The sequence below is a fragment of the Streptomyces sp. B5E4 genome (assembly GCF_039871555.1).
Taxonomy (GTDB): domain Bacteria; phylum Actinomycetota; class Actinomycetes; order Streptomycetales; family Streptomycetaceae; genus Streptomyces.
Map to the genome: position 1 here is coordinate 57,229 of NZ_JBDPMI010000019.1, position 20,443 is coordinate 77,671.

A 20,443-nucleotide genomic window follows, 5' to 3' on the forward strand; every position below is an offset into this window, starting at 1 on the left:
GGGTCAGGCCTCCGTCCGCGTACGGGCGCCGGAGGTGCCGGGAGCGGAAGCGGCCTCGACGTCGGCAGCGGCGTCGGAAGCGGCGTCGGCAGCGGCGTCCGAAGCGGCGTCCGGGGCCGGGGCGGTGTCGCGGCGGCGCAGGTACAGGGCGGTGCCCACCGCGCCTGCCGCGAGGGCCGCGATCGTCCACTCCGGGGCCGAGCCCACCCGCGTCGCCAGGGTCTCGTCCGTGCGCAGCGGGACCTCCGCCGTCAGCACCTCGCGGCGCCACGGGCCCGTCTCGTCGACCGTCTCGCCGTCCGGCGTGACGATCGCGCTGATGCCCGTCGTGGAGGCGACCAGCGTGGAGCGGTCGTGCTCGACGGCCCGCAGCCGCGACATCGCGAGCTGCTGCTCGGGCTCGCCGAGGTTGTTGTCGCGCATGTACGTGGCGTTGTTGGTGGGTACGGCCAGCAGGTTGGCCCCGGTACGCACCTGGTCGCGGACCTGGCCGTCGTACGCGACCTCGTAGCAGATCGACTCCGCCAGGCGCACGTCCCCGGCGTCCAGGCGCACCGCCTCGTCGCCCGCCTCGAAGTCGCGCGGGATGAGCTGGAGATCGCCGAAGCCGCCGAGCAGCGAGCGCATCGGGATGTACTCGCCGAAGGGCACGAGCTGCCGCTTCGCGTAGTACGCGCCGGGGCCGCTGCCCGGGAGCCAGAGGAGCCCGGCGTTGCGGATGCGGTCGCCGGGGGCGTCGAGGATGGCGCCGACGACGACGGGGGCGCCGAGGTCGTCCACGACCTGCGAGATCCGGGCGCTGAGGACCGGGTCGTTGCGCGGGTCGCGGTCGGTGGCGTTCTCCGGCCACAGCACCAGGTCGGGCCGCTCCACGCGGCCCGCCCTGATGTCCTCGACCAGCTCCTCGGTGGCCGCGATGTGGTTCTCGGCGACCATCTCGACCCGGGCCTGCTCCTCCAGGCTGCGCGCCCGCGGCACGTTGCCCTGCACCACGGCCACGGTCGCCCGCTCGTCGCCCGACTCGCCGGCGCTCGGCAGCAGCAGCGTCCCGCACGCCCCCAGCGCGAGCGCCCCGGCCAGCGCGACCGCCGGCACCACCCGGCGCGCGGCCCGCGCGGTGACGAGCGCCGCGAGCGCGCCGGCGGCGAGCGCGACGACGGCGCTGACCCCGGGGGCGCCGCCGACCGACGCCCAGCCGAGCGTCGGGGCGTCGGCCTGGCTGAAGGCCAGCCGGCCCCAGGGGAAGCCACCCAGCGGCACCCGCGAGCGCACCGCCTCGACCGCGACCCACCAGGCCGCCGCCCACAGCCACCACACCGGCAGCCGCACCAGCGGCGGCACGGCGAGGCACAGGCCGCCGAGCATCACGGCCTGGATGACGCTGAGCAGCAGCCACGGCAGGATGCCGAGGTTGGACAGCCACCACAGCAGGGGGACGAAGAACGCGACGCCGAAGGCCGTGCCGAGCCAGAACGCGTCCCGCTTGCGGCGGGCGCCGCGCAGCAGCACGAACAGCGCCGCGGGCGCGACGGCGGCCAGCGGCCACAGCCCGTACGGCGGGAAGGCCAGCGCGAGCAGCACCCCGGCGACCGCGGCCAGCGCGGGCGGGAAGAACGCCCGGCGGCTCAGCGCCGCCAGCCACGGCGCCCGCAGCCCCACGGCGGCGGCCCACGGCACGGTGGCCGGCGGGGCCTCCACACCAGCGGCGGGGGCGGCTGTCGTACGCGGTGGTGCGGCGGTCACGGAGCCTCCAGGATGTGCTCGTCGTCGGGCGCCGCGGGTGCCTGGCGCTCGCGGGTGGGTCCGGCATCCGCACGCCGCCCACCCGTATTCTCGCCCCGGCACCCCCCTCGCGCGCCAGTGAGGTTCGCCTCCCGCCGCCGCCGGGCCCCGCACAAGCCCCACGCGTATACCCGGAAGCGGCCCGGCTACCAGGTCCCGACCTGCGCCAGCGCGCTCCTGACGTACCTGCGTACCGTCTCGTCCGCGTCGTCCGCCGCTGCCCGCATCCCCGCGGTGAACATCCTCCGCCCCTCCGCGGTGATCTCGCACACCACAGGACCGTCCACCGACCACCGGCCCGCTCCGCCGTTCGTGAGGCGGACCAGGTGCTGCGCCGTCGTGCGGCGCACCGGATCGGGCCGGTCCTCCGCCAGCAGGTCCAGCAGGGGGCGCAGCATCACGGTGTCGCCCAGGACGGCGAGCGCCGGGGCGACCCAGTCGACGGCCGGGACCAGCGGGTAGAAGTCCGGGCGGTGGAGCTCCCGCCAGGACGCCGGCGCGCGCAGCAGTGCGTCGAGGAAGCGCCGGGCCTCCTCGCCGCCGGTGTCGGCGAGCGCGAACATCAGGGCGCTGACGTGGTACGACCGTTCCACCCGGGGATGGTGCATCTCCGACCGGATGGCCGTGATCAGCGGTTCGACGGCGCGCGGGTCGCGCAGCGACGCCAGGACGCGTGCGGCGTCCTCGCGGACGGACAGGTCGCGATCCCGCAGCGCCGCGACGTACTTCCCGACGGGGTGCTTTCTGCGGTAGTCCGCCTCGCCTTCCGCGGTGAGTTCGCGGTGCCGCCGCCAGCAGTCCTCGCAGGCTTCCCTGACGACGGTCGAGCCGACCCGGCCGGGCGCGCCGACGTAGAACGGGGAGAGCACTCCGGGCGGCGGCGGCTTCGTCACCGGGCCCGGCACCCGTCTGCGACAGGCGTCGCACCAGGGGCCGGTGTGCTTCTCGCCACCTGCCAGGGCCGTACGGAGCGTCTTCCACCAGTTCACCGGGCCGGCCTCCTCCGGGAGATGGGGCCGCGGGGAAGCGTAGGCGGCCGGTCCGCGGAAGGCGAGGGGACGGTCCCGGGGCGGCGGCGCACATGCTTTCTCTCGCGTACCGACTGCCGAGCCGGGGTGAGGTTAGGTTAACCTAAGCTCCCGTGAGAGCCGGAGAGAGCACGCCCACCGCCGCGGGAGCCCGCGGGCACGCCCTGTCCGCCGCCGACGTCACCGTGGCGTACGACGGCGTCGACGTCGTCCACGACGCCTCGCTGCGGCTGCGGCCGGGGGAGGTGACCGTCCTCGTCGGGCCCAACGGCAGCGGGAAGTCGACGCTGCTGCGCACCCTCGCGCGGCTCCAACGGGCCCGGCGGGCCAGCCTCGTCATCGACGAGGACACCGACGGGTTCGCGATGTCCACCCGGCACTTCGCCCGGCACGTCGCCCTGCTCACGCAGGGGCGGCCCACGCCCAGCGGGCTCACCGTCCGCGATGTCGTGGAGTTCGGCCGCTACCCGTACCGCGGCCGCTGGGGCGCCTCCGACCCCGGCGGGCGCGCGGCCGTCGACCGGGCGCTGGCGATGACCGGCGTCACCGACCTCGCCGAGCGCGGCGCCGAGCACCTGTCCGGCGGGCAGTTGCAGCGCGTCTGGCTCGCCGGCTGCCTCGCGCAGGACACCGGCGTGCTGCTGCTCGACGAGCCGACCAACCACCTCGATCTGCGCTACCAGGTCGAACTCCTCGACCTGGTACGCGACCTGGCCGACGACCACCGCATCGCGGTGGGCGCCGTCCTGCACGACCTCGACCAGGCGGCGGCCGTCGCCGACCGCATGGTCCTGCTCGACGACGGCCGCATCGTCGGCGACGGCCGCCCGGAAGACGTCCTGCTGCCCGAACTGCTCAGCAGGGCGTACGGCATCCGCATCGACGTCGACGACGACCCCCTGACGGGCCGGCTGCGCACCCGCGCCATCGGCCGGCACCACAAGCGAAGCGAAAGGCTCAGCACTTCCTCATGACACGCCTCCTGCTGACCGCGGCGGTCGCCACCGCCGCGACGCTCACCCTGGCCGCCTGCGGCACCACCGAAGACGCCGCGGACGACGACGACAAGGGCGGCGCCGGCAAGGGCGCCGCGCAGCCGATCACCCTGACCGACTCCACCGGCAAGAAGGTGACGCTCGAAAACGGGCCCGCCACGAAGGTCGTCGGCACCGAGTGGAACGTGGTCGAGAACCTCGTCTCCCTCGGCGTCGACCCCGTCGGCGTCGCCGACGTCAAGGGCTACAACACCTGGGACTCCGCGGTGCCGCTCACGGGCGAGCCCGAGGACATCGGCACCCGCGGCGAGCCGAGCATCGACACCATCGCCGCGCTCAACCCCGACCTGATCATCGCCACCAACGACCTCCCCGAGTCGGCCGTCAAGCAGTTGAGCAAGCGGACCCCCGTGCTCACCCTGCGCTCCGCCGACGCCTCCGACCCCGTCGGCCAGATGACCGAGAACCTCGACCTCATCGCCGAGGCCACGGGCACCACCGACCGGGCCGAGGAGCTGAAGAAGGAGTTCGACACCAAGCTCGACGAGGGCAAGAAGGCGCTCGACGACGCCGGCCTGGGCGGCGGGAAGATCGCCTTCGCCGACGGCTACGTCGTCTCCAACCAGGTCTCCATCCGCCCCTTCACCAGCGGCTCCCTGCTCGGCGGCGTCAACGAGCGGCTGGGCCTCGAAAACGCCTGGGACGTCGAGGGCGACAAGGACTACGGCCTCGGCTCCACCGACGTCGAGGGCCTGACGAAGCTTCCCGAGGACACGCAGTTCGTCTACATCGGCAACGACCAGGACGAGGCCAGCACGCCCTTCACCGGCGAGCTGAAGGACGACTCCGTCTGGAAGTCCCTGCCGTTCGTCAAGGCGGGCGACGTCCACCGGCTGGACGACGGCATCTGGATGTTCGGCAGCGTCGAGTCCATGAACCAGTACGTCGACGCCCTCGTCGCCGCGCTGACGAAGTAGCCGATGGCCGTCACCGCCCCGACCACCCCCGCCGCCGCGCCCGCCCCGCCGCCGACCGTACGGTCGCGGACGGGCGCGGCGGCGGTGGCCGTGGGGCTCGCGCTGCTGGTCGCGGTCCTCGCGGTCGCCGACCTCACCCAGGGCACCTCCGACGCCGGCGCGGCCGAGGTCTGGAAGGCGCTCACCGGGCAGGCGGACTCCGGCGACTCCTCCGTCGTCATCTCGTCCCGGCTGCCCCGGATGGCCGCGGGCCTGATGGTCGGCGCGGCGCTGGCGATCGCCGGCACCGCACTCCAGGCGGTCAGCCGCAACGTGCTGGCCTCCCCGGACACCCTCGCCGTCAACGCCGGTTCGTACGCCGCGCTGGGGCTCGCCGCCGCCACCGGGGTGTCGCTGCCGATGCTGGCGTCCTCCGGCGTCGCGTTCGCCGGCGGGCTCGCCGCCGCGGCGGTCGTGCTGGGGCTCTCGGGCCTGGGCTCGGGCACGGTACGGCTGGTGCTCGCGGGCACCGCGCTGACGCTCGGGCTGTTCGCGGTCACCGAGGGGATGCTGCTGCTCTTCCCGGAGGAGACGGAGGGCCTCTACGACTGGCAGCAGGGCAGCATCTCACAGAGCGGCTGGGACGGCGTCACGCAGATGCTGCCGCTCGCCCTCGCCGGCCTGGCCGGGCTGCTGCTGCTCTCCCGGCGCATCGACGCCCTGGCCCTCGGGGACGACGCCGCCCGCGGGCTCGGCGTGCCGGTGCGCGCCACCCGGGTCACGGCGGTGCTGCTCGCGGTGCTGCTCTCCGCGGCGTCGGTGACGCTCGCCGGGCCGATCGGCTTCGTCGGCCTGTGTGCGCCGGCGCTGGTGCGGGGGTTCGCCCGCAGATTCCGTACGTACGGCAAGTCGCGGGCGGGAATTCCGCTGGCGGCCCTGCTGGGCATGGCGCTGGTGCTCGGCGCGGACGTGCTGCTGCGGGCCCTGGTGCCCTCCGACACGGCGGTCTCCGTACCGACGGGCGTGGTCACGAGCCTCGTCGGGGCGGTGTTCCTCGTGGTGATGGCCACCCGGCTGCGCGACACCGCGGGCGCGGCCGACACCGACAAGCTGCGCATCCGCAGCCACCGCACGTTCGTCGTCACCACGGCGGTGCTGCTGGCCGCGCTGGTGGCCGTGACGCTCACCGCCCTGCTGGTCGGCGACACCAAACTGCTCCTCGGCGACGTCGCCAACTGGGTCCAGGGCCGGGCGGGTCCGACCACCGACGTCGTCCTCGACACCCGCGTGCCGCGGGTGCTCGCCGCCCTGCTCGCGGGCGCCGCGCTCGCGCTCTCCGGCACGATCGTGCAGGCCGTGACGCGCAACCCGCTGGCCGAGCCGGGCGTGCTCGGCGTCTCCAACGGCGCGGCGCTCGGCGCGGTGCTGCTGGTGACGACGGTGTCGGTGCCCAGTTCGTGGGGCCTGTCGGCCGCCGCGCTGGCCGGTGCGGCGCTCACCTCGGTCGGGGTCTTCGGGCTCGCCGCCCGCGGCGGGTTCCAGCAGAACCGGCTGGTGCTCGTCGGCATGGGCTTCGCCACCGCCGCGACGGCGCTGATCAGCCTGCTGATCGTGCTGACGGACCCGTTCAACGCGACGATGGCGCTGACCTGGCTGTCCGGCTCCACGTACGGGCGGACGCTGCCCGACGTCGTCCCGCTGGCGATCGTCCTGGTCGTGGGGCTCGCCATCGCGGCGGTACGGCGCCGGGAGCTGGACCTCCTCTCCCTGGACGAGGACACGCCGCGGCTGCTGGGCCTGGACCTCGGGCGGAGCCGGCTGTGGCTGCTGATCCTGAGCGTCGTGCTGGCCGGGACGGCGGTGTCGGCGGCGGGCATGATCGGGTTCGTGGGCCTGGTGGCGCCGCACGCGGCGCGGGCGCTGGTCGGCCGGCAGCACACGCGGGTGGTCCCGGTGGCGGTGCTGCTGGGCGCGGTGCTGGTGTGCACGGCGGACGTCATCGGCCGCTCGGTGATCGCCCCGGCCCAGCTCGGCGCGGGCCTGATGACGGCGGTCATCGGCACGCCGTACTTCCTGTACCTCCTGGTACGCAGCCGGTCCGCCCGGTAGCGCGCGCACCCCCTCCCCGGCCGCCTCGGGGAGGGGGTGCGCGCGGGGTCAGCTCCGCGGGGGCGGGTCGGGGTCGGGGTGTTCCGCCAGTTCCTTGATCCGCAGCAGGCGGGTCTCCCAGGCCCGGCCGATCCGGTCCAGCTCCCGCGCGAGCGCGCCCAGCCGGGCGCCCACGGCCACGTACACGACCTCGCGGCCGCGCTGTTCCGACTCCACCAGACCGACCTCGCGCAGCACGTCGAGGTGCTTGCCGATGGCCTGCCGGCTGACGGGCATGACCTTGGCCAGTGCGGACGCCGACATCGGGCCCTCGCCGAGGCGGGTGAGTATCGTCCAGCGCGTCGGCTCGCCGAGCGCGGCGCACACGACGGCGGGGCCGGCGGCCGCGGTCACGGCCGCGGCGCCGCGGCGGCGGTCGTCTCGACGTACGCCTTGCCGGCCGCCAGCTCCTCCACCCAGCCCTCGTCGTTGGTCTCCCGCTCCTTCACCCACGCCGCCCGCTCGTCGTAGAGGCGGGAGAAGCCGCTCTCCACCACGCGCAGCGTCACGCCGCCGGGGCGTTCGTCGATCCAGAACTCCACGAGCGTCGCGTCCCTGGCCCCCTCCTGGTTGCGGCCGGAGAGCCAGCGGAACGAGGCGTAGCGCGGCTTGTCCAGCTCGACGGTGCGGAACCGGAACTCGCCGGACTCCCCGAGCCGGACGACGGCCACGTCGTCCTCGTAGCGCAGGTCGGGCTCGGGGTCGACGGTGCCGTCGTTGATGTACCAGCCGGGCCGTACGACCAGGTCCCAGACCCGGTCCGCGGGGGCGTCGATGTCGATCTGGCGGGCGACCCGGTCCAGCTCCGCCAGCTCTGCGTCGGTGTAGGCGGTGTCGTTCACGGTTCCTCCTCGTGCGTTGATCTGCAACCGCAGCGTTGCACAGAAAGGGCACTTACTGCAACCTTAGAGTTGCAGTAAGGCGTGTCACATCCGGCACCGATGAGTTCGGGCCGGCCGCATCGTCTGCACGGACATGGACACACACACGCTGAACACCCCCGACGTCGACCTCGTCTACGACGTGCGCGGCCCTCTGCCCACCGCCGACGGCCGCCCCCCGCTGCTGCTCATCGGCCAGCCCATGGACGCGAGCGGCTTCCGCGCGCTCGCGGCGCAGTTCCCGGACCGCACCGTCGTCACCTACGACCCGCGGGGCCTCGGCCGCAGCACCCGCAAGGACGGCCGGCACGACCACACGCCCGAGACGCAGGCCGCCGACGTGCACGCCGTCATCGCCGCGCTGGGCACGGGACCGGTCGAGCTGTTCGGCAGCAGCGGCGGCGCGGTCACGGCGCTGGCGCTGGTGACCGCGTACCCCGAGGACGTGACCACGCTCGTCGCGCACGAGCCGCCGATCATCCCGGCGCTCCCCGACGCGAAGGCCGCGGAGCGGGCCCGGCAGGGCGTCACGGACGCGTACGACGCCAAGGGCTGGGGCACCGGCATGGCGGCGTTCATGGGACTGACCGCGTGGCAGGGCGAGTTCACCGACGCCTACTTCGCGCAGCCCGCCCCCGACCCGGCGGCCTTCGGCATGCCCGCCGACGACGACGGCAACCGCGACGACCCGCTGCTCTCGGACCGCTCCTGGGCCGTCAGCGGCTACCGCCCGGACCCGGCCGCGCTCGCCGCCGCGCCGACGCGCGTGGTCATCGCGGTGGGCGAGGAGTCCGGCGACACGTTCACGGCGCGTACGGCACGCGGCACGGCCGCGCTGCTCGGGCAGGAGGCGACGGTCTTCCCCAGCCACCACGGCGGCTTCCTCGACGCGGAGTTCGGCTACGCGGGCCGGCCGGAGGAGTTCGGCGCGAAGCTGCGGGAGGTCCTCGACACGCGCGCGTGAGCAGACGCCGCGTCATGTCCGTACCTCACTTACACCGCACGCGGTGCGCCTCCCGCGCGCACCCCGCACCGATCACCTCCACCGCACCGGGACAGCCGCGGGGCGGGCCGGACACGGGGCCGGCCCGCGCCGCGGCGTATCCGCCGTCGCACACGGAGACGACCGCCGAACGCCGTCGCGACCCGGGCGCGCCGGCACACCCCTCCCCAGGAGCCCCACCGGGCCGCGGCCGGCCCGCCCGTCACGGCCGCGTGCATACCGTCCGGACGGCCGGGTAACCGCCCGCTCACACGTCGCCGGGCAACCCGCCCGGCCTCGGAAGGGAGGGTTCATGTCATCCGTGCCCCCGTCCGCCGACGAGTCGCGAACCGCCGGCGGCACCGCCGCCGGGGAACGGCGGCTGACGTCCGACGGACTGCTGCGCGAGGTACAGCGCCGGGGGCGGTACGCGGACCTGCGCCAGGCAGCGCAGGCCGTCACCACCGTCGTCGAAGTGCTCGGCACCCGGCTCATGGGAGACGAGAGGACCGAGCTGGCCAGGGTGCTGCCACCCGCCTGCGGACCGCTGCTGGCCGGGACCGCGCCGACCGACGACGCCCTCACACCCGACGGCTTCATCGAGGCGGTCGCCGACCGCGAGCACACCGGCAAGGCCGGCGCCACCCGCGACACCGAGGCCGTACTCGGTGCCCTTTCCGCGGCCGTCGACCCCGACCTGCTGCGCCGGATCCTCGACCGGCTCCCCGACGACCACGCCCGGTTCTTCGGCCTCGGGGAGGCGTGATGGGCATCTCCCGCAAGGACCGGGACCCGACCGCCGCCACCGCCTCCGCGGACGGGCCCGCCGAGCCGCCCGCGGAGCCGCGGGCCGGCAGACCGCCGGTGGGCCGCTGGGTGCGCGCCGGCGCGATGCTGGTGGCGTTCGCCCTGATGGTGGCGTTCGCCGCGGTGCTCGCGCGGCTGACGCTGGAGGCGTCCGCCGCGGCGGAGCCCATGACGCACACCAACCTGCGCCCCGGCGACTCGATCCGCGACTACCTCACCCAGCCGGCGTTCGTCGACACCGTCCGGCAGCTCGGCGGCAACATCCTGCTCGGCGTGCCCTTCGGGCTGCTGCTGCCCGTGCTCGTACCGCCCGCCCGGGGGCTGCTGCGGGTGGGGCTGTGCACCGCCGCGGTGATGACGGCGGTCGAGGTGGTCCAGGGCACCTTCATCACGGGCCGGGCGTTCGACATCGATGACGTCATCCTCAACACCACCGGAGCCTTCCTCGGCTACCTGTTCCTCGGCCGCCGCCTCGGCCGCGCCGTTCACCCGCCGCGCCGGCGCTGGTGGCACCGGCTCTTCCGCGGACCGGACCCGGCCGGTTGAAGAGCCGGCGGCCCGGACGCGGTAGACAGGAACGGTCCACGGCGGCGTGCCGGGCGGGTGCGGAGCGAACGAAGAGCGGAGCATGGACCGATGAAGCGTGGGGTGCACGCGCGGGGCAGATGGGAGAACGGGGCGCGCTACCGCGCCGCCCTGCGCCGTACCCCCGTGGCCCTCTGGAACGACGACATCAGCGACTGGGCCGCCGCCCTGACGTACTACGCCATACTCACCGTCCTGCCCACGCTCTTCGTCACCCTCACCGTCATCGGCCTCGCCGACCCCTCCGGCACCGAAGAGCTGATCGCCTACATCGCAGGGCTCGCCCCCACCGGCACCGACACCGCGCTCAACGACGCCCTCCACGACGTCACCCGCGGCCACTCCACCGCCTGGATCCTCACCACCGTGGGCGCCGCCAGCGCCGTCTGGTCCGCGTGCAGCTTCCTGTCCGTCTTCCGCCGCGCCCTGCACGCGATGTACGGCACCCCCGACAGCCGGCCCGTGCTGCGCCGCGCACCGGCGATCCTCGCGATGGCGCTGCTGCTGCTGACGCTGCTGGTGTCCGGCGCGCTGACGCTCGTGGTCACCGGTCCCGGCATGCGGGCGCTGGGGCGGCCGCTGGGGATGGGCGAGCAGACGGCGGCGCTGTGGGACTTCCTGCGCTGGCCGTTCCTGGTCTTCGTGGCGGCGCTGCTGGTGCTGCTGCTCTTCCGCTCGGGGCCGCCGGAGTCGCGCGCGGTGTCGCACGCCGTGCCGGGCGGGCTGGTGGCGGGGGCGCTGTGGCTGCTGGCGTCGGTGGGGTTCGCGCTGTACGCGTCCTACGCGGCGGGGACGTACAGCAGGCTGTACGGGTCACTCGCCGGGGTCGTCGTCTTCCTGATCTGGCTGTGGTTCTCGAACCTGGCGCTGCTGGCGGGCGCGCAGTTCAACGCGCTGCTGGCCCGCGGCGAGGACAGGCCGGAGACGGCCCGTCCGCCGCGGCGCCCGGCGGTGCCGGCCGTACCGCGGTGAGGGACGCGGCGGCCGTACGCGCGGGGCCGGGGGCGGGGTCAGCGCCGGGCCAGCCGGCGTTCGCCCGCCGCGCCCGCCTCGTACGCCAGCTCGTAGTGCTGGAAGACCGCCGGCTCCTCCGCGGACGTCAGCTCGCCGTCCGTGTCGATCGACGGCGCCGACTTGACCCGGCCCTTGTCGTACGCGACGGTCAGGTACCCGGGGCTGACCGACGCGCCGTCCAGCGGCACGAAGACCAGCCGCTTGCGCCCCGGCACGCCGGCCTTGACGGTGGCGAACGACGGCATGTCCGTGCGGGTGTCGACGTAGACGGCCTCCATCTCGCCGATCTTGCCGCCGTCCGCGCCGCGGACGGGATGGCCGCGCCACTCTCGGATGTCGTGTGCCTCGAACATGCGGACCTCCCGGGGGGATGCGTCAGTCCATGGCCGGCCGGTAGACGGTCAGCGCTCTTTCGAGCTTATCCAGCTCGAACGCGGTCGGCGCGGGGACGACCTCCCCGTCGTAGGCCATCCGCGTGCCGTCCGGCAGCCCCGAGACGACGATCCGGCGCAGCCGGCCCGCGGCGTACAAGCGGGTCCTGGCCAGTCCGCCGGCCAGCGCCGTGGCCAGCAGCCGGGTCCTGGCGAAGTCCCCGGCGCGGGCGACGCGCACGTCCAGCACCCCGTCGGCGAGGTTGTCGCGGCGCACCGGCGCGATGCCCACGTTGTGGTACGCGCCCGCACCCGCGAACAGCAGCCACACCTCCCGCCGCCGGCCGTTGATCCGCGCGCTGACCGGCTCCGCCGTACGGATGACGCGCAGCACCGCCGCGACCGTGCCCAGCGGCCCGCCGAGCGGCGGCGACAAGCGTTCGCGCCACCGCACCAGCTCGGGGTAGACGCCGAGACTGAAGGTGTTCAGGAAGTGGACCGGCGCCCCGTCCCGCGTCCCCGGCCGGATCCGGCCGACGTCCACGGCGACGGCGCTGCCGCGCGTCACGGCGCGGCCGGCCTCGGCGATGCTCTCCACCCCGAGGTCGGTGGCGAAGTGGTTGAACGTACCGCCCGGCAGTACCGCCAGCGGCACACCGTGCCGCATGGCCGCCTCCGCCGCCGCGGCCACCGTGCCGTCCCCGCCGATGACGCCCAGGGCACCGCCGTCGCGCGCGGCCTCCTGCGCGGCGGTGTCCAGCAGCTCGGGCAGCGGCCCCGCCCCGGGGTCGGCCGGCGTGCCGGCCATCGCCACCCGGGCCTCCGGCAGCACGGCAGCGAGCTGCTGTACCGGATCGACGAACTGCTGTGCGCCGGAGGCAGGGTTGACCACGACGTACAGCCCGGCGCCGGCGGGCAGCGCGGGCGCCTCGGCGGGCGGCGGCGTCGGATGTGTCCCGCGGGAGCGGGGCGGCACCAGGCGGCGTACGACGAGCGCGGCGCCCAGCCCGAGGCCCGCGCCGACGAGCACGTCGCTGGGGTAGTGGACGCCGGTGTAGATCCGGGAGAAGGCGACCGACCAGGCGACCGGCGCCAGGAACACGCCCCAGCGCGGCGACTCCATCGCCACGCCGCACACGAAGGCGGCGGCGGAGGCGGCGTGGCCGGAGGGGAAGGACGACGTGATCGGCTGCCGCGCGAGATGCCGGATGACGGGCACCGTGTCGAGCACGGGCCGGGCGCGGCGGAACGCGCCCTTGCCCGCCGTGTTCACCGTCGCGGAGGCCAGCGCCAGGGAGCCGAGCCCGCGCATGGCGGCGCGGCGACCGCGCGGGCCGCCGAACGCGGCGACGGCCGCGGCGGTGCCGAACCACAGGACGCCGTGGTCGGCGCCCCGGCTCAGCCGCGGCAGCACCGGCTCGGCGAAGGGCCAGCGGGTCGCGGCGACCCGGGCGAAGAGCGCGTGGTCCGCCCGGCGCAGCCGCGTGGCCACCGTGGTCCCGCCGCCGCGGGCGGCGGCGAGGCCCTCGGCCGCGGCCCGGGCAGCGGCCCGCGCCGAGCGCCCGGCCTCGGCTATCCCGGTCGCCTTCCGGCGCCGTACGCGGCCGGAGAGCCGGCCCCGGCGCAGGCGCGCGCCGGTACTCATGCCGGCTCGGTCAGTCCCTCGCGCAGGCGTCTGAGGATCGAGGTCAGCAGCCGGGACACGTGCATCTGCGAGATGCCCAGCTCCGCACCGATCTCGCTCTGCGTCATCTCGGCGCCGAACCGCAGGTCGAGCACCTTGCGGTCGCGCTCCGGCAGCGCCTCGACCAGCGGTTTGAGCGACACCAGGTTCTCGACCTTCTCCAGGTCCGGGTCCGGCGCGCCGGTGCGCCGCGCGAGGAAGGACTCACCCTCCTCGTCGGCGGTGTGGTAGTCGAGCGACGACGTCTTGTACGCGTTGGCGGCGACCAGCCCCTCGACGACCTCGTCCGGGTCGAGACCGGTCTGCTCCGCGAGTTCCGCGACGTTCGGGCCGCGGCCGAGCGTCTGCTCCAGCCGTGCGCTCGCCTTCGCCAGCGTCAGCCGCCGCTCCTGCATCCGCCGCGGCACCCGCACCGCCCAGGAGGTGTCGCGGAAGTGGCGCTTGATCTCGCCCATGATCGTGGGCAGCGCGAACGTGGGGAACTCGGTGCCCTCGCCGAGGTCGTAGCGGTTGATCGCCTTGATCAGGCCGACGGTGCCGACCTGCACGACGTCCTCGCGGGACTCGCTGCGCAGCCGGAAGCGGGTGACGGCGTAGCGGACGAGCGCGAGGTTCAGCTCGACCAGGGTGTTGCGGACGTACGAGTACGCGTACGTGCCCTCCTCCAGCTCCGCCAGCCGTGCGAAGAGGACCCGGGACAGGGCGCGCGCGTCGGCCGTACTCGCCTCGCGCAACTCCGGCAGCGGCGGCAGGTCGAGACCGGCGAGCGGGTCGGCGGCCGGATCGGTGGCCGTACCGGCGTCCGTGGCCGTGCCGGGGCCGGTCCGGGGCCCGTGGTCGGGCTTCACGAATGTCGTCATGGTGTCCCCCTGATGTGGACTTCTGCTCGACAGGCGTTGTGTGCAGCTACCCGTCATCACGGCGGCTATACCTGACCGTTACTTTGCACCTGTAATCAACGTGGCCCGACAACACCCCCTCCAGCTCGCTTTTCCGCCCGTGCCTGGGCCATTTGCAGCACGCCGGAACCGACTTAGAACGCAGGGGGGCGCGCCGCTCCCGGGACCGCGCCCGGGGGCCAGCTCGCCCGCAGCGCCTCCGGCACGTGCTCCAGCGCCTCCCGCACGCTGCGGTGCGCGGCGATCAGGTCGGTGCTGCCCGTCTGCTCCAGCAGATACATCACCCGCCGGCCCACCGCGGCGAGCAGCAGCTCGCCGCCCTGCCGGCGCAGCAGCCAGCGCACCGCGAAGAGGCAGTTGAGACCGCGGGAGTCGCAGAAGCTGAGCGTGGTCATGTCGAGGACGACGAAGCGGTGTCCGGAGTCCACGCACGACCCCACGGTGTCGAGGAACAGCCGCTCGCCCCCGTGGTCCAGCTCGCCGCCGACGCGGATCACCGCGCACTGGGCGCTGGAGCTGAGCACGTCCAACGTCAGTCGATGGCCCCTCATCGTCCCTCCCTCCCTCGGGGTCGCCGCTGCCGCGCGGCGTCAGGTCACCACCGTTTGACCGCCCTGGCCGCCACGTGTCCGATCATGAGGTACACGACGGCCGCGATCCCGTAGTTGAGCATCACGCGCCACCAGTCGGGATCGACGGTGAACATGTCGCGGGACCAGCCGGCCAGCCAGCCGGCGAGGTCGTGCACGAAGTCCACGAAGTCGTTGGTGCGGTTCGCGTCCAGGATGAAGAGGAGGATCCAGAGACCGATCACGAACGCGGCCAGATCCGCTATGGCGACGAGCACCGCCGCCGCACTGGGTCTGCTTCTGTTCGACATGGACGGCGTCTTGCCGAGTAACGAATCGGTAAACGCCCCTTCAGTGCGGGCCTTCGGTGGCGTACGTCACGGTGCGGGTCCGGTCGTACGCCACCGGCATGGCGCGGCGACGCGCCGGCCCCTGCCCCGTGAGAATGCCGGGATGACCGTCGCCGTCTGCCTCTTCACCTCCGACCTGCGGCTGCACGACAACCCCGCGCTGCACGCCGCCGTGCGCGCCGCCGACGACGTCGTGCCGCTGTTCGTGTCGGACGACACCCTCGCCCGGATCGGCTTCGCGCCGCCCAACAGGCGGGCGTTCCTTGCGGACTGCCTGGCCGGTCTCGACGAGGGGCTGCGGGCCCGCGGCGGCGGGCTCGTCGTACGCACCGGGGACCCGGTCCGCGAGACGGTCCGGGTGGCGGCGTCCGCGGGGGCGGACGAGGTGCACGTCGCCGCGGGCGTCAGCGCGTACGCGCAGCGCCGCGAGACCCGGCTGCGCGAGGCGCTGGCGGCGGACGGGCGCCGGCTCGTGGTGCACGACGCGGCGGTCACGGTGCTGGCGCCCGGCGCGGTGACGCCGCAGGCGCGGGACCACTTCGCGGTGTTCACCCCGTACTTCCGCCGCTGGAGCGCCGCCGAGCCGCGTACGCCGCTGCCCGCGCCGCGCCGCGTCCCGGTGCCGGCCGGGGTCCGTTCCGTGGCGCCGCCGGCGCGTGCGGAGGTCTCCGGCACCTCCCCCGGGCTCGCCCGCGGGGGCGAGCAGGAGGGCAGGCGGCGCTTCGCGGCCTGGCTGCGCACCGGGGCGCCCGCCTACGAGGTCCGCCACGACGACCTCCCCGGCGACGCCACCTCCCGGCTCTCCCCGCACCTGCACTTCGGCACGCTGTCCGCCACCGAACTCGTCCACCGCGCCCGCGCGGCGGGCGGCGCGGGCGCCGACGCCTTCGTCCGGCAGCTCGCCTGGCGGGACTTCCACCACCAGGTCCTCGCCGCGCGCCCCGACGCGGCGCACGCCGACTACCGCCCGCGCGGCGACCGGTGGCGCACGGACGAGGCCGAGATCGAGGCGTGGCGCGCGGGGCGCACCGGCTACCCGATCGTCGACGCCGCGATGCGGCAGCTCGCGCACGAGGGCTGGATGCACAACCGCGGGCGGCTGCTGACGGCGAGCTTCCTGACGAAGACGCTGTACGTGGACTGGCGCGTCGGCGCCGCGCACTTCCTGGACCTGCTGGTCGACGGCGACATCGCGAACAACCAGCTCAACTGGCAGTGGGTGGCCGGGACGGGCACCGACACCCGGCCCAACCGGGTGCTCAACCCGCTGGCGCAGGCGCGGCGTTACGACCCGCAGGGGACGTACGTGCGGCGGTGGGTGCCGGAGCTGGCGGGAGTGGCGGGGGCGGCCGTGCACCGGCCGTGGACGCTGCCGGCGGCGGAGCGGGCCGGGTTGGAGTATCCGGAGCCGGTGGTGGACCTGGCGGAGGGGGCGGACCGGTTCCTGCGGGGGCGGGGGAAGCGGTGAGGCCGCCGGGGGCCGGGCGTTGCGGGGCACGGCGTCGTACGGGCGCGGGGCCTGGGGGCCGTCACGTCCGCAGGGAGCAGTCGCCGCAGGTGCCGCCGCCGGGGACCCGGTAGTACAGGCAGCAGCTACGGCGCCGGAAGGCCGGGCCGGGTCCGGTGAGATGCCCCGTGCCGGCCAGCCGGCCGGTGCCCAGCAGGGCGGCGGTGAGCCGGGTCAGCGGGTCGCCCAGCGCCGGGCGGGCGGCGCGGAGCGCGGCGGCGGCGCCGACGAGCGCGGAGGCGGCGTTGCCGTAGAGCAGCCCGGCGGCGACCTTGACGCGCAGGCCGGCGGCGAGCGGCTCCAGGTGCCGGGTCACCACCGCGTCGTACAGCACCTCCGGCAGCCGGGCCGCCGCGGGCGCCGGCCGCCCGGCGGGCACGGGCAGCCGCAGGGCGGGTCCGTCGTCGGCGCGCTGGAGCCCGGCCAGGTCCGGCACGACGCCGTGGAGGAGTGCGCAGGCGAGGACGGGGGACCAGAGCCGGGAGGCGTGGCCGAACTGGACGAGGGAGGCGCCGATGCGCAGTTCGGCGGTGCCGTAGCGGCCTGCGGTGGCGGCGACGAGGTCGGCGGCGCCGCGGGCGTAGGTGCCGGCGACGGGGTGCCAGCCGGCGTCGGGCCCGGCGACGGCGAGGGCGAAGAACGGCCCGAGACGGGCGACGTCGTCGAGCGCGGCGGCGACGGCGGCAGGGGGGAGGGGCTGGTCGGCGGGTGTCACGGTGCTCCCTTCGGGGCGGGGCGGGGCGGGTCGGTGGCAGGGGGCGGCGCGGGTGGATCGGGTGGATCGGGTGGATCGGCGGCCGGTATCGGACCGGGGGATTCCCCGGCCGCCGGCGGGCCGCTGCCGAGGCGCTTGGCGACCGGACCCGGCAGGCCGGGCGGGTGCGCGGCCGGAGGCAGGGCGGTGTCCTGAGGCGGGCCGAGCGGGACGATCGGGCCCGCACCCCCGGGCGGACCCCCGGCCCCGAGCGGGACCGCGTCACCCGGCGAACCCCGGCCCCCGGGCGGCTCACCACCCGGCTGATCCGCACCCCCCGCCGTGGCCGCCCCCGGCGGCATCGCGTCGGGGAGCAGGGTGAGGTGGGGGCGGCCCGTCGCCGGGTGGACGGTGACCTCCGCCGCCACCCCGTACACCTCCGCGAGCAGCGCGGGCGTCAGCACGTCCGCCGGCGTGCCGGCGACGACCGCGCGGCCGGCCCGTAGCACGCAGATGCGGTCGCAGAACGCGGCCGCCAGGTTGAGGTCGTGCAGGGCGACGAGGGCGGTGACGCCGAGGCCGCGGAGGAGCCGGAGCGCGTCGAGCTGGTGGCGCAGGTCGAGGTGGTTGGTCGGCTCGTCGAGCACCATCGTGCCCGCGCGCTGTGCCAGCGCCCGTGCGATCAGCACCCGTTGCTTCTCGCCCCCCGACAGCCGGTCGAACGGCACCCCGGCCAGCTCCGCCGCACCCACCGCCGCGAGGCTGTCGGCGATGACGGCGCGGTCGGCGTCGTCGTCCCCGGCGAAGGCGCGCTTGTGCGGCGTCCGGCCCATGGCCACCACGTCGTACACGGTCAGCTCGAAGGCGCCCGGGATCTCCTGCAGCACCGCGGCGAGCCGCCGCGCCAGCCGCTTGGCGGGCAGGGCGCGGACGTCCTCGCCGTCGAGGAGTACGCGCCCGGAGGCGGGCCGCAGGGCGCGGTAGACGGTGCGCAACAGCGTCGTCTTCCCGGCGCCGTTGGGGCCGACGAGGCCGACGACCTCGCCGGGCGCGACGTCGAGGGACACCGCGTCGACGAGCGTACGGCCGCCCGCGGTCACCGAGACGGACTCCAGCCGCAGCGCGGCGGGGACGTCGGGCGCGCCGGCGGTCACCGCGTGACCCCCCGGCGCATCAGCCACAGGAAGAACGGCCCGCCCGCGAGCGCGGTCAGCACCCCGACGGGGATCTCCTCGGGGCTGATCAGCGTGCGCGCCGCCAGGTCGGCGGCGATCAGGAACGCCGCGCCGAGCAGCGCCGCCGCGGGCAGCGCCCGCCGGTGGTCGGCCCCGGTGAGCAGCCGCACCACATGCGGCAGGATCAGCCCGACGAACCCGATCGCCCCGCTGACCGCGACCGCCGCGCCGACCATCACGGCGACGAGCGCGAACATCCCGGAGCGGAAGCGGTGCACGTCCAGGCCGAGGGCGGCGGCGGCCTCCTCGCCGGCGAGGAGCAGGTTGAGCGGGCGGGCGACGGCCAGCAGCGCGACCGTGCCGAGGACGACGACGGCCAGCGGGATCCAGATGAGCTTCCACGTGCTGCCGGCGAGCCCGCCGAGCATCCAGCGCAGCGCGGCCTGCGTCTTGTGCGGGTCGCCGGACGTGACGATGAGGAAGCCGACGACGGCGGACAGGACTTCGGCCATGGCGACGCCCGCGAGCACGAGGCGCAGCGACGTCATGCGGCCGTCGGTGCCGCGGGCGAGGAAGTAGACGGCGACGAGCGCGCCGAGGGCGCCGGCGAAGGCCGCGAGCGGCAGCGTGAAGAGGCCGAGGACCGTGCCGTGGAAGACCACGACGAGCACGGCGCCGACCGTGGCGCCCGAGGAGATGCCGAGCAGCATGGGATCCGCGAGCGGATTGCGGACGAGCGCCTGCAACGCCATCCCGCACACCGCGAGCCCGGACCCCACCGCCCCGGCGAGCAGCACGCGCGGGAGGCGCACGTCCCACACGATGGTCTCGCGCACGGGAGTCCAGCCGGGATCCGCGAGGGCGGGGTGGACGCGGTGGAGGAGGATGCCCCAGACCTGGCCCGCGGGGATGCGGACGGAGCCGAGGGCGACGGCGGCGGTGCCCGAGAGGAGCAGGAGGCCGAGGAGGAGAACGAGCAGAAGAGGAAAGGGCAGCGCCCGGGCCCTCGTCACCGGAAGCGTTCCGGGTGGAGCTGGCGGGCCAGCGAGTCGACGGCCTCCGGGACCCGTACGCCGAGGACGGTCGAGGACAGCGGCAGCACCGCGAAGCGCTCGTCGCGTATCGCGGGGACGTCCTGGAGGGCGGGGTGGGAGAGCAGGAACCGCTTCTTGTCGGCGACGGACTGATCGCCGTAGTCGTAGATGACGACCGCCTCCGGCGCCCGGGCGGCGACCTGCTCGAACGACACGTCGCCGAAGGTCTTGCCGAGGCCGGCGAAGACGTTGGCGCCGCCGGCCAGCTCGATGATCTCGTTGCCGATCCCGCCGCCGCCCGCGGTGAACGCGGTCTTGTCCCCGCTGTCGTAGACGAAGACCTCCGCGGCCCCGGCCCCGGCGACCGCGTCCCGTACGCCGTCGAGCGTCCCGTGCAGCTCGCCGAGCAGCTTCTCCGCCCGCTGCGGAACGCCGAACACCTCGGCGACGGTGCGTATCTCGCGGTCCATGAGGTCCACCGTCACCGGCGGGTCGGCACACTCCTCCAGGCTGAGGTACGAGTCGATGCCGGCCCCGGCGAGCGCGTCGCGGCTGCGGCCCTCCTCGAAGGTGCTGGCGAACCCGCCGTAGACGAAGTCGGGTTCGGCGGCGAGCAGCGTCTCGTAGGAGGGGTACTCGTCGGCGATCACCTCGATGCCGTCGTACGCCTCGCGGTACGCGGGCGGGATCTCGTCGTCGAGATAGCCGGTGCCGACCATGGACTTCTCCAGCCCGAGGGCGAGCATGATCTCGGTGACGTGCTGATTGAGGGTCACGGCCCGCTCGGGGGGCCGCTCGTAGGTGGTCTCGACCCCGCAGTTGCCGACGGTGACGGGAAACCCGGCCGGCGAGCCGCCGCCACCGTCTTCCCGGGCGGGACCACCGCAGGCGGCGGCGAAGAGCAGGGAAACGGGAACGAACAGACGCAACGACCGCATCGGGCCGCGCAGCAGGGCACGCACGACGACGCACGCTCCTCTCC

Annotated in this window: 20 protein-coding genes and 1 pseudogene; 8 read left to right on the forward strand and 13 right to left on the reverse strand. The window is 75.1% G+C overall.

The window, feature by feature from the left end:
• Positions 1–3: 3 nt before the first annotated feature.
• Together lnt and ABGA99_RS23020 are read right to left on the reverse strand one after the other, a co-directional pair.
• Positions 4–1,743 (reverse strand): apolipoprotein N-acyltransferase, encoded by a 1,740-nt coding sequence (gene lnt, locus ABGA99_RS23015; protein WP_347583337.1) that lies wholly within the window; start codon positions 1,741–1,743, stop codon positions 4–6.
• 185 nt (positions 1,744–1,928) lie between these two features.
• On the reverse strand, positions 1,929–2,771 hold the full coding sequence (locus ABGA99_RS23020; protein WP_347583338.1) for a HEAT repeat domain-containing protein: 843 nt from the start codon (positions 2,769–2,771) through the stop codon (positions 1,929–1,931).
• Between the two features lie 152 nt (positions 2,772–2,923).
• Here ABGA99_RS23020 and ABGA99_RS23025 point away from each other — a divergent pair, with 152 nt between their 5' ends.
• From ABGA99_RS23025 to ABGA99_RS23035, 3 genes are read left to right on the forward strand one after another with little or no spacing between them, the layout of a single operon-like run.
• On the forward strand, positions 2,924–3,784 hold the full coding sequence (locus tag ABGA99_RS23025) for an ABC transporter ATP-binding protein (protein WP_347583339.1): 861 nt from the start codon (positions 2,924–2,926) through the stop codon (positions 3,782–3,784).
• On the forward strand, positions 3,781–4,782 hold the full coding sequence (locus ABGA99_RS23030; protein WP_347580896.1) for an iron-siderophore ABC transporter substrate-binding protein: 1,002 nt from the start codon (positions 3,781–3,783) through the stop codon (positions 4,780–4,782). The genes ABGA99_RS23025 and ABGA99_RS23030 overlap by 4 nt, the downstream gene beginning before the upstream one ends.
• Positions 4,783–4,785: 3 nt before the next feature.
• Positions 4,786–6,870 (forward strand): iron ABC transporter permease, encoded by a 2,085-nt coding sequence (locus ABGA99_RS23035; RefSeq protein WP_347583340.1) that lies wholly within the window; start codon positions 4,786–4,788, stop codon positions 6,868–6,870.
• A 48-nt stretch (positions 6,871–6,918) separates the two neighbouring features.
• Here the strand turns inward: ABGA99_RS23035 and ABGA99_RS23040 are convergent, their stop codons facing one another.
• Positions 6,919–7,263, reverse strand: coding sequence for a metalloregulator ArsR/SmtB family transcription factor (locus ABGA99_RS23040; protein WP_347580898.1), 345 nt, complete (start codon positions 7,261–7,263; stop codon positions 6,919–6,921).
• Positions 7,260–7,751, reverse strand: coding sequence for an SRPBCC domain-containing protein (locus ABGA99_RS23045; RefSeq protein ID WP_347580899.1), 492 nt, complete (start codon positions 7,749–7,751; stop codon positions 7,260–7,262). The genes ABGA99_RS23040 and ABGA99_RS23045 overlap by 4 nt, the downstream gene beginning before the upstream one ends.
• A gap of 133 nt (positions 7,752–7,884) precedes the next feature.
• Here ABGA99_RS23045 and ABGA99_RS23050 point away from each other — a divergent pair, with 133 nt between their 5' ends.
• The 4 genes from ABGA99_RS23050 (at position 7,885) to ABGA99_RS23065 (ending at position 11,136) form a co-directional block, all read left to right on the forward strand.
• Entirely contained in the window at positions 7,885–8,754 is an 870-nt protein-coding gene (locus ABGA99_RS23050) for an alpha/beta hydrolase (RefSeq protein ID WP_347583341.1), read from the forward strand.
• A gap of 331 nt (positions 8,755–9,085) precedes the next feature.
• Positions 9,086–9,538, forward strand: a complete 453-nt coding sequence (locus tag ABGA99_RS23055) for a DUF2267 domain-containing protein (RefSeq protein WP_347580901.1) — start codon at positions 9,086–9,088, stop codon at positions 9,536–9,538.
• Positions 9,538–10,125, forward strand: a complete 588-nt coding sequence (locus ABGA99_RS23060) for a VanZ family protein (RefSeq protein ID WP_347583342.1) — start codon at positions 9,538–9,540, stop codon at positions 10,123–10,125. The genes ABGA99_RS23055 and ABGA99_RS23060 overlap by 1 nt, the downstream gene beginning before the upstream one ends.
• A 90-nt stretch (positions 10,126–10,215) precedes the next feature.
• The gene (locus ABGA99_RS23065; RefSeq protein WP_347580903.1) at positions 10,216–11,136 is read left to right on the forward strand and encodes a YihY/virulence factor BrkB family protein; all 921 of its coding nucleotides are present in this window, start codon (positions 10,216–10,218) and stop codon (positions 11,134–11,136) included.
• A gap of 38 nt (positions 11,137–11,174) precedes the next feature.
• Here ABGA99_RS23065 and ABGA99_RS23070 read toward each other — a convergent pair whose 3' ends face one another.
• From ABGA99_RS23070 to ABGA99_RS23090, 5 genes are all read right to left on the reverse strand, one after another.
• Complete coding sequence (locus ABGA99_RS23070; protein WP_347580904.1) at positions 11,175–11,531, reverse strand: PRC-barrel domain-containing protein; 357 nt, start codon at positions 11,529–11,531, stop codon at positions 11,175–11,177.
• 22 nt (positions 11,532–11,553) lie between these two features.
• Complete coding sequence (locus tag ABGA99_RS23075; RefSeq protein ID WP_347580905.1) at positions 11,554–13,194, reverse strand: phosphatase PAP2 family protein; 1,641 nt, start codon at positions 13,192–13,194, stop codon at positions 11,554–11,556.
• Positions 13,191–14,093: a SigB/SigF/SigG family RNA polymerase sigma factor gene (locus ABGA99_RS23080; protein WP_347580906.1), complete on the reverse strand. Its 903-nt coding sequence runs from the start codon at positions 14,091–14,093 to the stop codon at positions 13,191–13,193. Before ABGA99_RS23080 ends, ABGA99_RS23075 begins: the two co-directional genes overlap by 4 nt.
• 173 nt (positions 14,094–14,266) lie before the next feature.
• Positions 14,267–14,683 (reverse strand): STAS domain-containing protein, encoded by a 417-nt coding sequence (locus tag ABGA99_RS23085; protein WP_347580907.1) that lies wholly within the window; start codon positions 14,681–14,683, stop codon positions 14,267–14,269.
• A 44-nt stretch (positions 14,684–14,727) separates the two neighbouring features.
• Complete coding sequence (locus ABGA99_RS23090; protein ID WP_027741427.1) at positions 14,728–15,012, reverse strand: hypothetical protein; 285 nt, start codon at positions 15,010–15,012, stop codon at positions 14,728–14,730.
• A 142-nt stretch (positions 15,013–15,154) separates the two neighbouring features.
• Between ABGA99_RS23090 and ABGA99_RS23095 the strand changes: the two genes are divergently transcribed.
• A complete protein-coding gene (locus tag ABGA99_RS23095; protein WP_347583343.1) occupies positions 15,155–16,519 on the forward strand; it encodes a deoxyribodipyrimidine photo-lyase in 1,365 nt (454 codons plus the stop codon).
• 61 nt (positions 16,520–16,580) lie between these two features.
• On the opposite strand, the gene ABGA99_RS23100 is transcribed toward ABGA99_RS23095, so the two are convergent.
• From ABGA99_RS23100 to ABGA99_RS23115, 4 genes and pseudogenes are all read right to left on the reverse strand, one after another.
• Positions 16,581–17,273, reverse strand: coding sequence for a (2Fe-2S)-binding protein (locus ABGA99_RS23100; protein WP_347583344.1), 693 nt, complete (start codon positions 17,271–17,273; stop codon positions 16,581–16,583).
• 326 nt (positions 17,274–17,599) lie between these two features.
• A pseudogene (locus ABGA99_RS23105) lies at positions 17,600–18,433 on the reverse strand (ABC transporter ATP-binding protein); the annotation flags it as partial.
• Positions 18,403–19,440 (reverse strand): iron ABC transporter permease, encoded by a 1,038-nt coding sequence (locus tag ABGA99_RS23110; protein WP_347583345.1) that lies wholly within the window; start codon positions 19,438–19,440, stop codon positions 18,403–18,405. The gene ABGA99_RS23110 and the pseudogene ABGA99_RS23105, both read right to left, overlap by 31 nt.
• Positions 19,437–20,423 carry an ABC transporter substrate-binding protein gene (locus tag ABGA99_RS23115; RefSeq protein ID WP_347580911.1) on the reverse strand — a complete coding sequence of 329 codons (987 nt, stop codon included), beginning with the start codon at positions 20,421–20,423 and terminating at the stop codon, positions 19,437–19,439. Before ABGA99_RS23115 ends, ABGA99_RS23110 begins: the two co-directional genes overlap by 4 nt.
• Between the last annotated feature and the right edge of the window lie 20 nt (positions 20,424–20,443).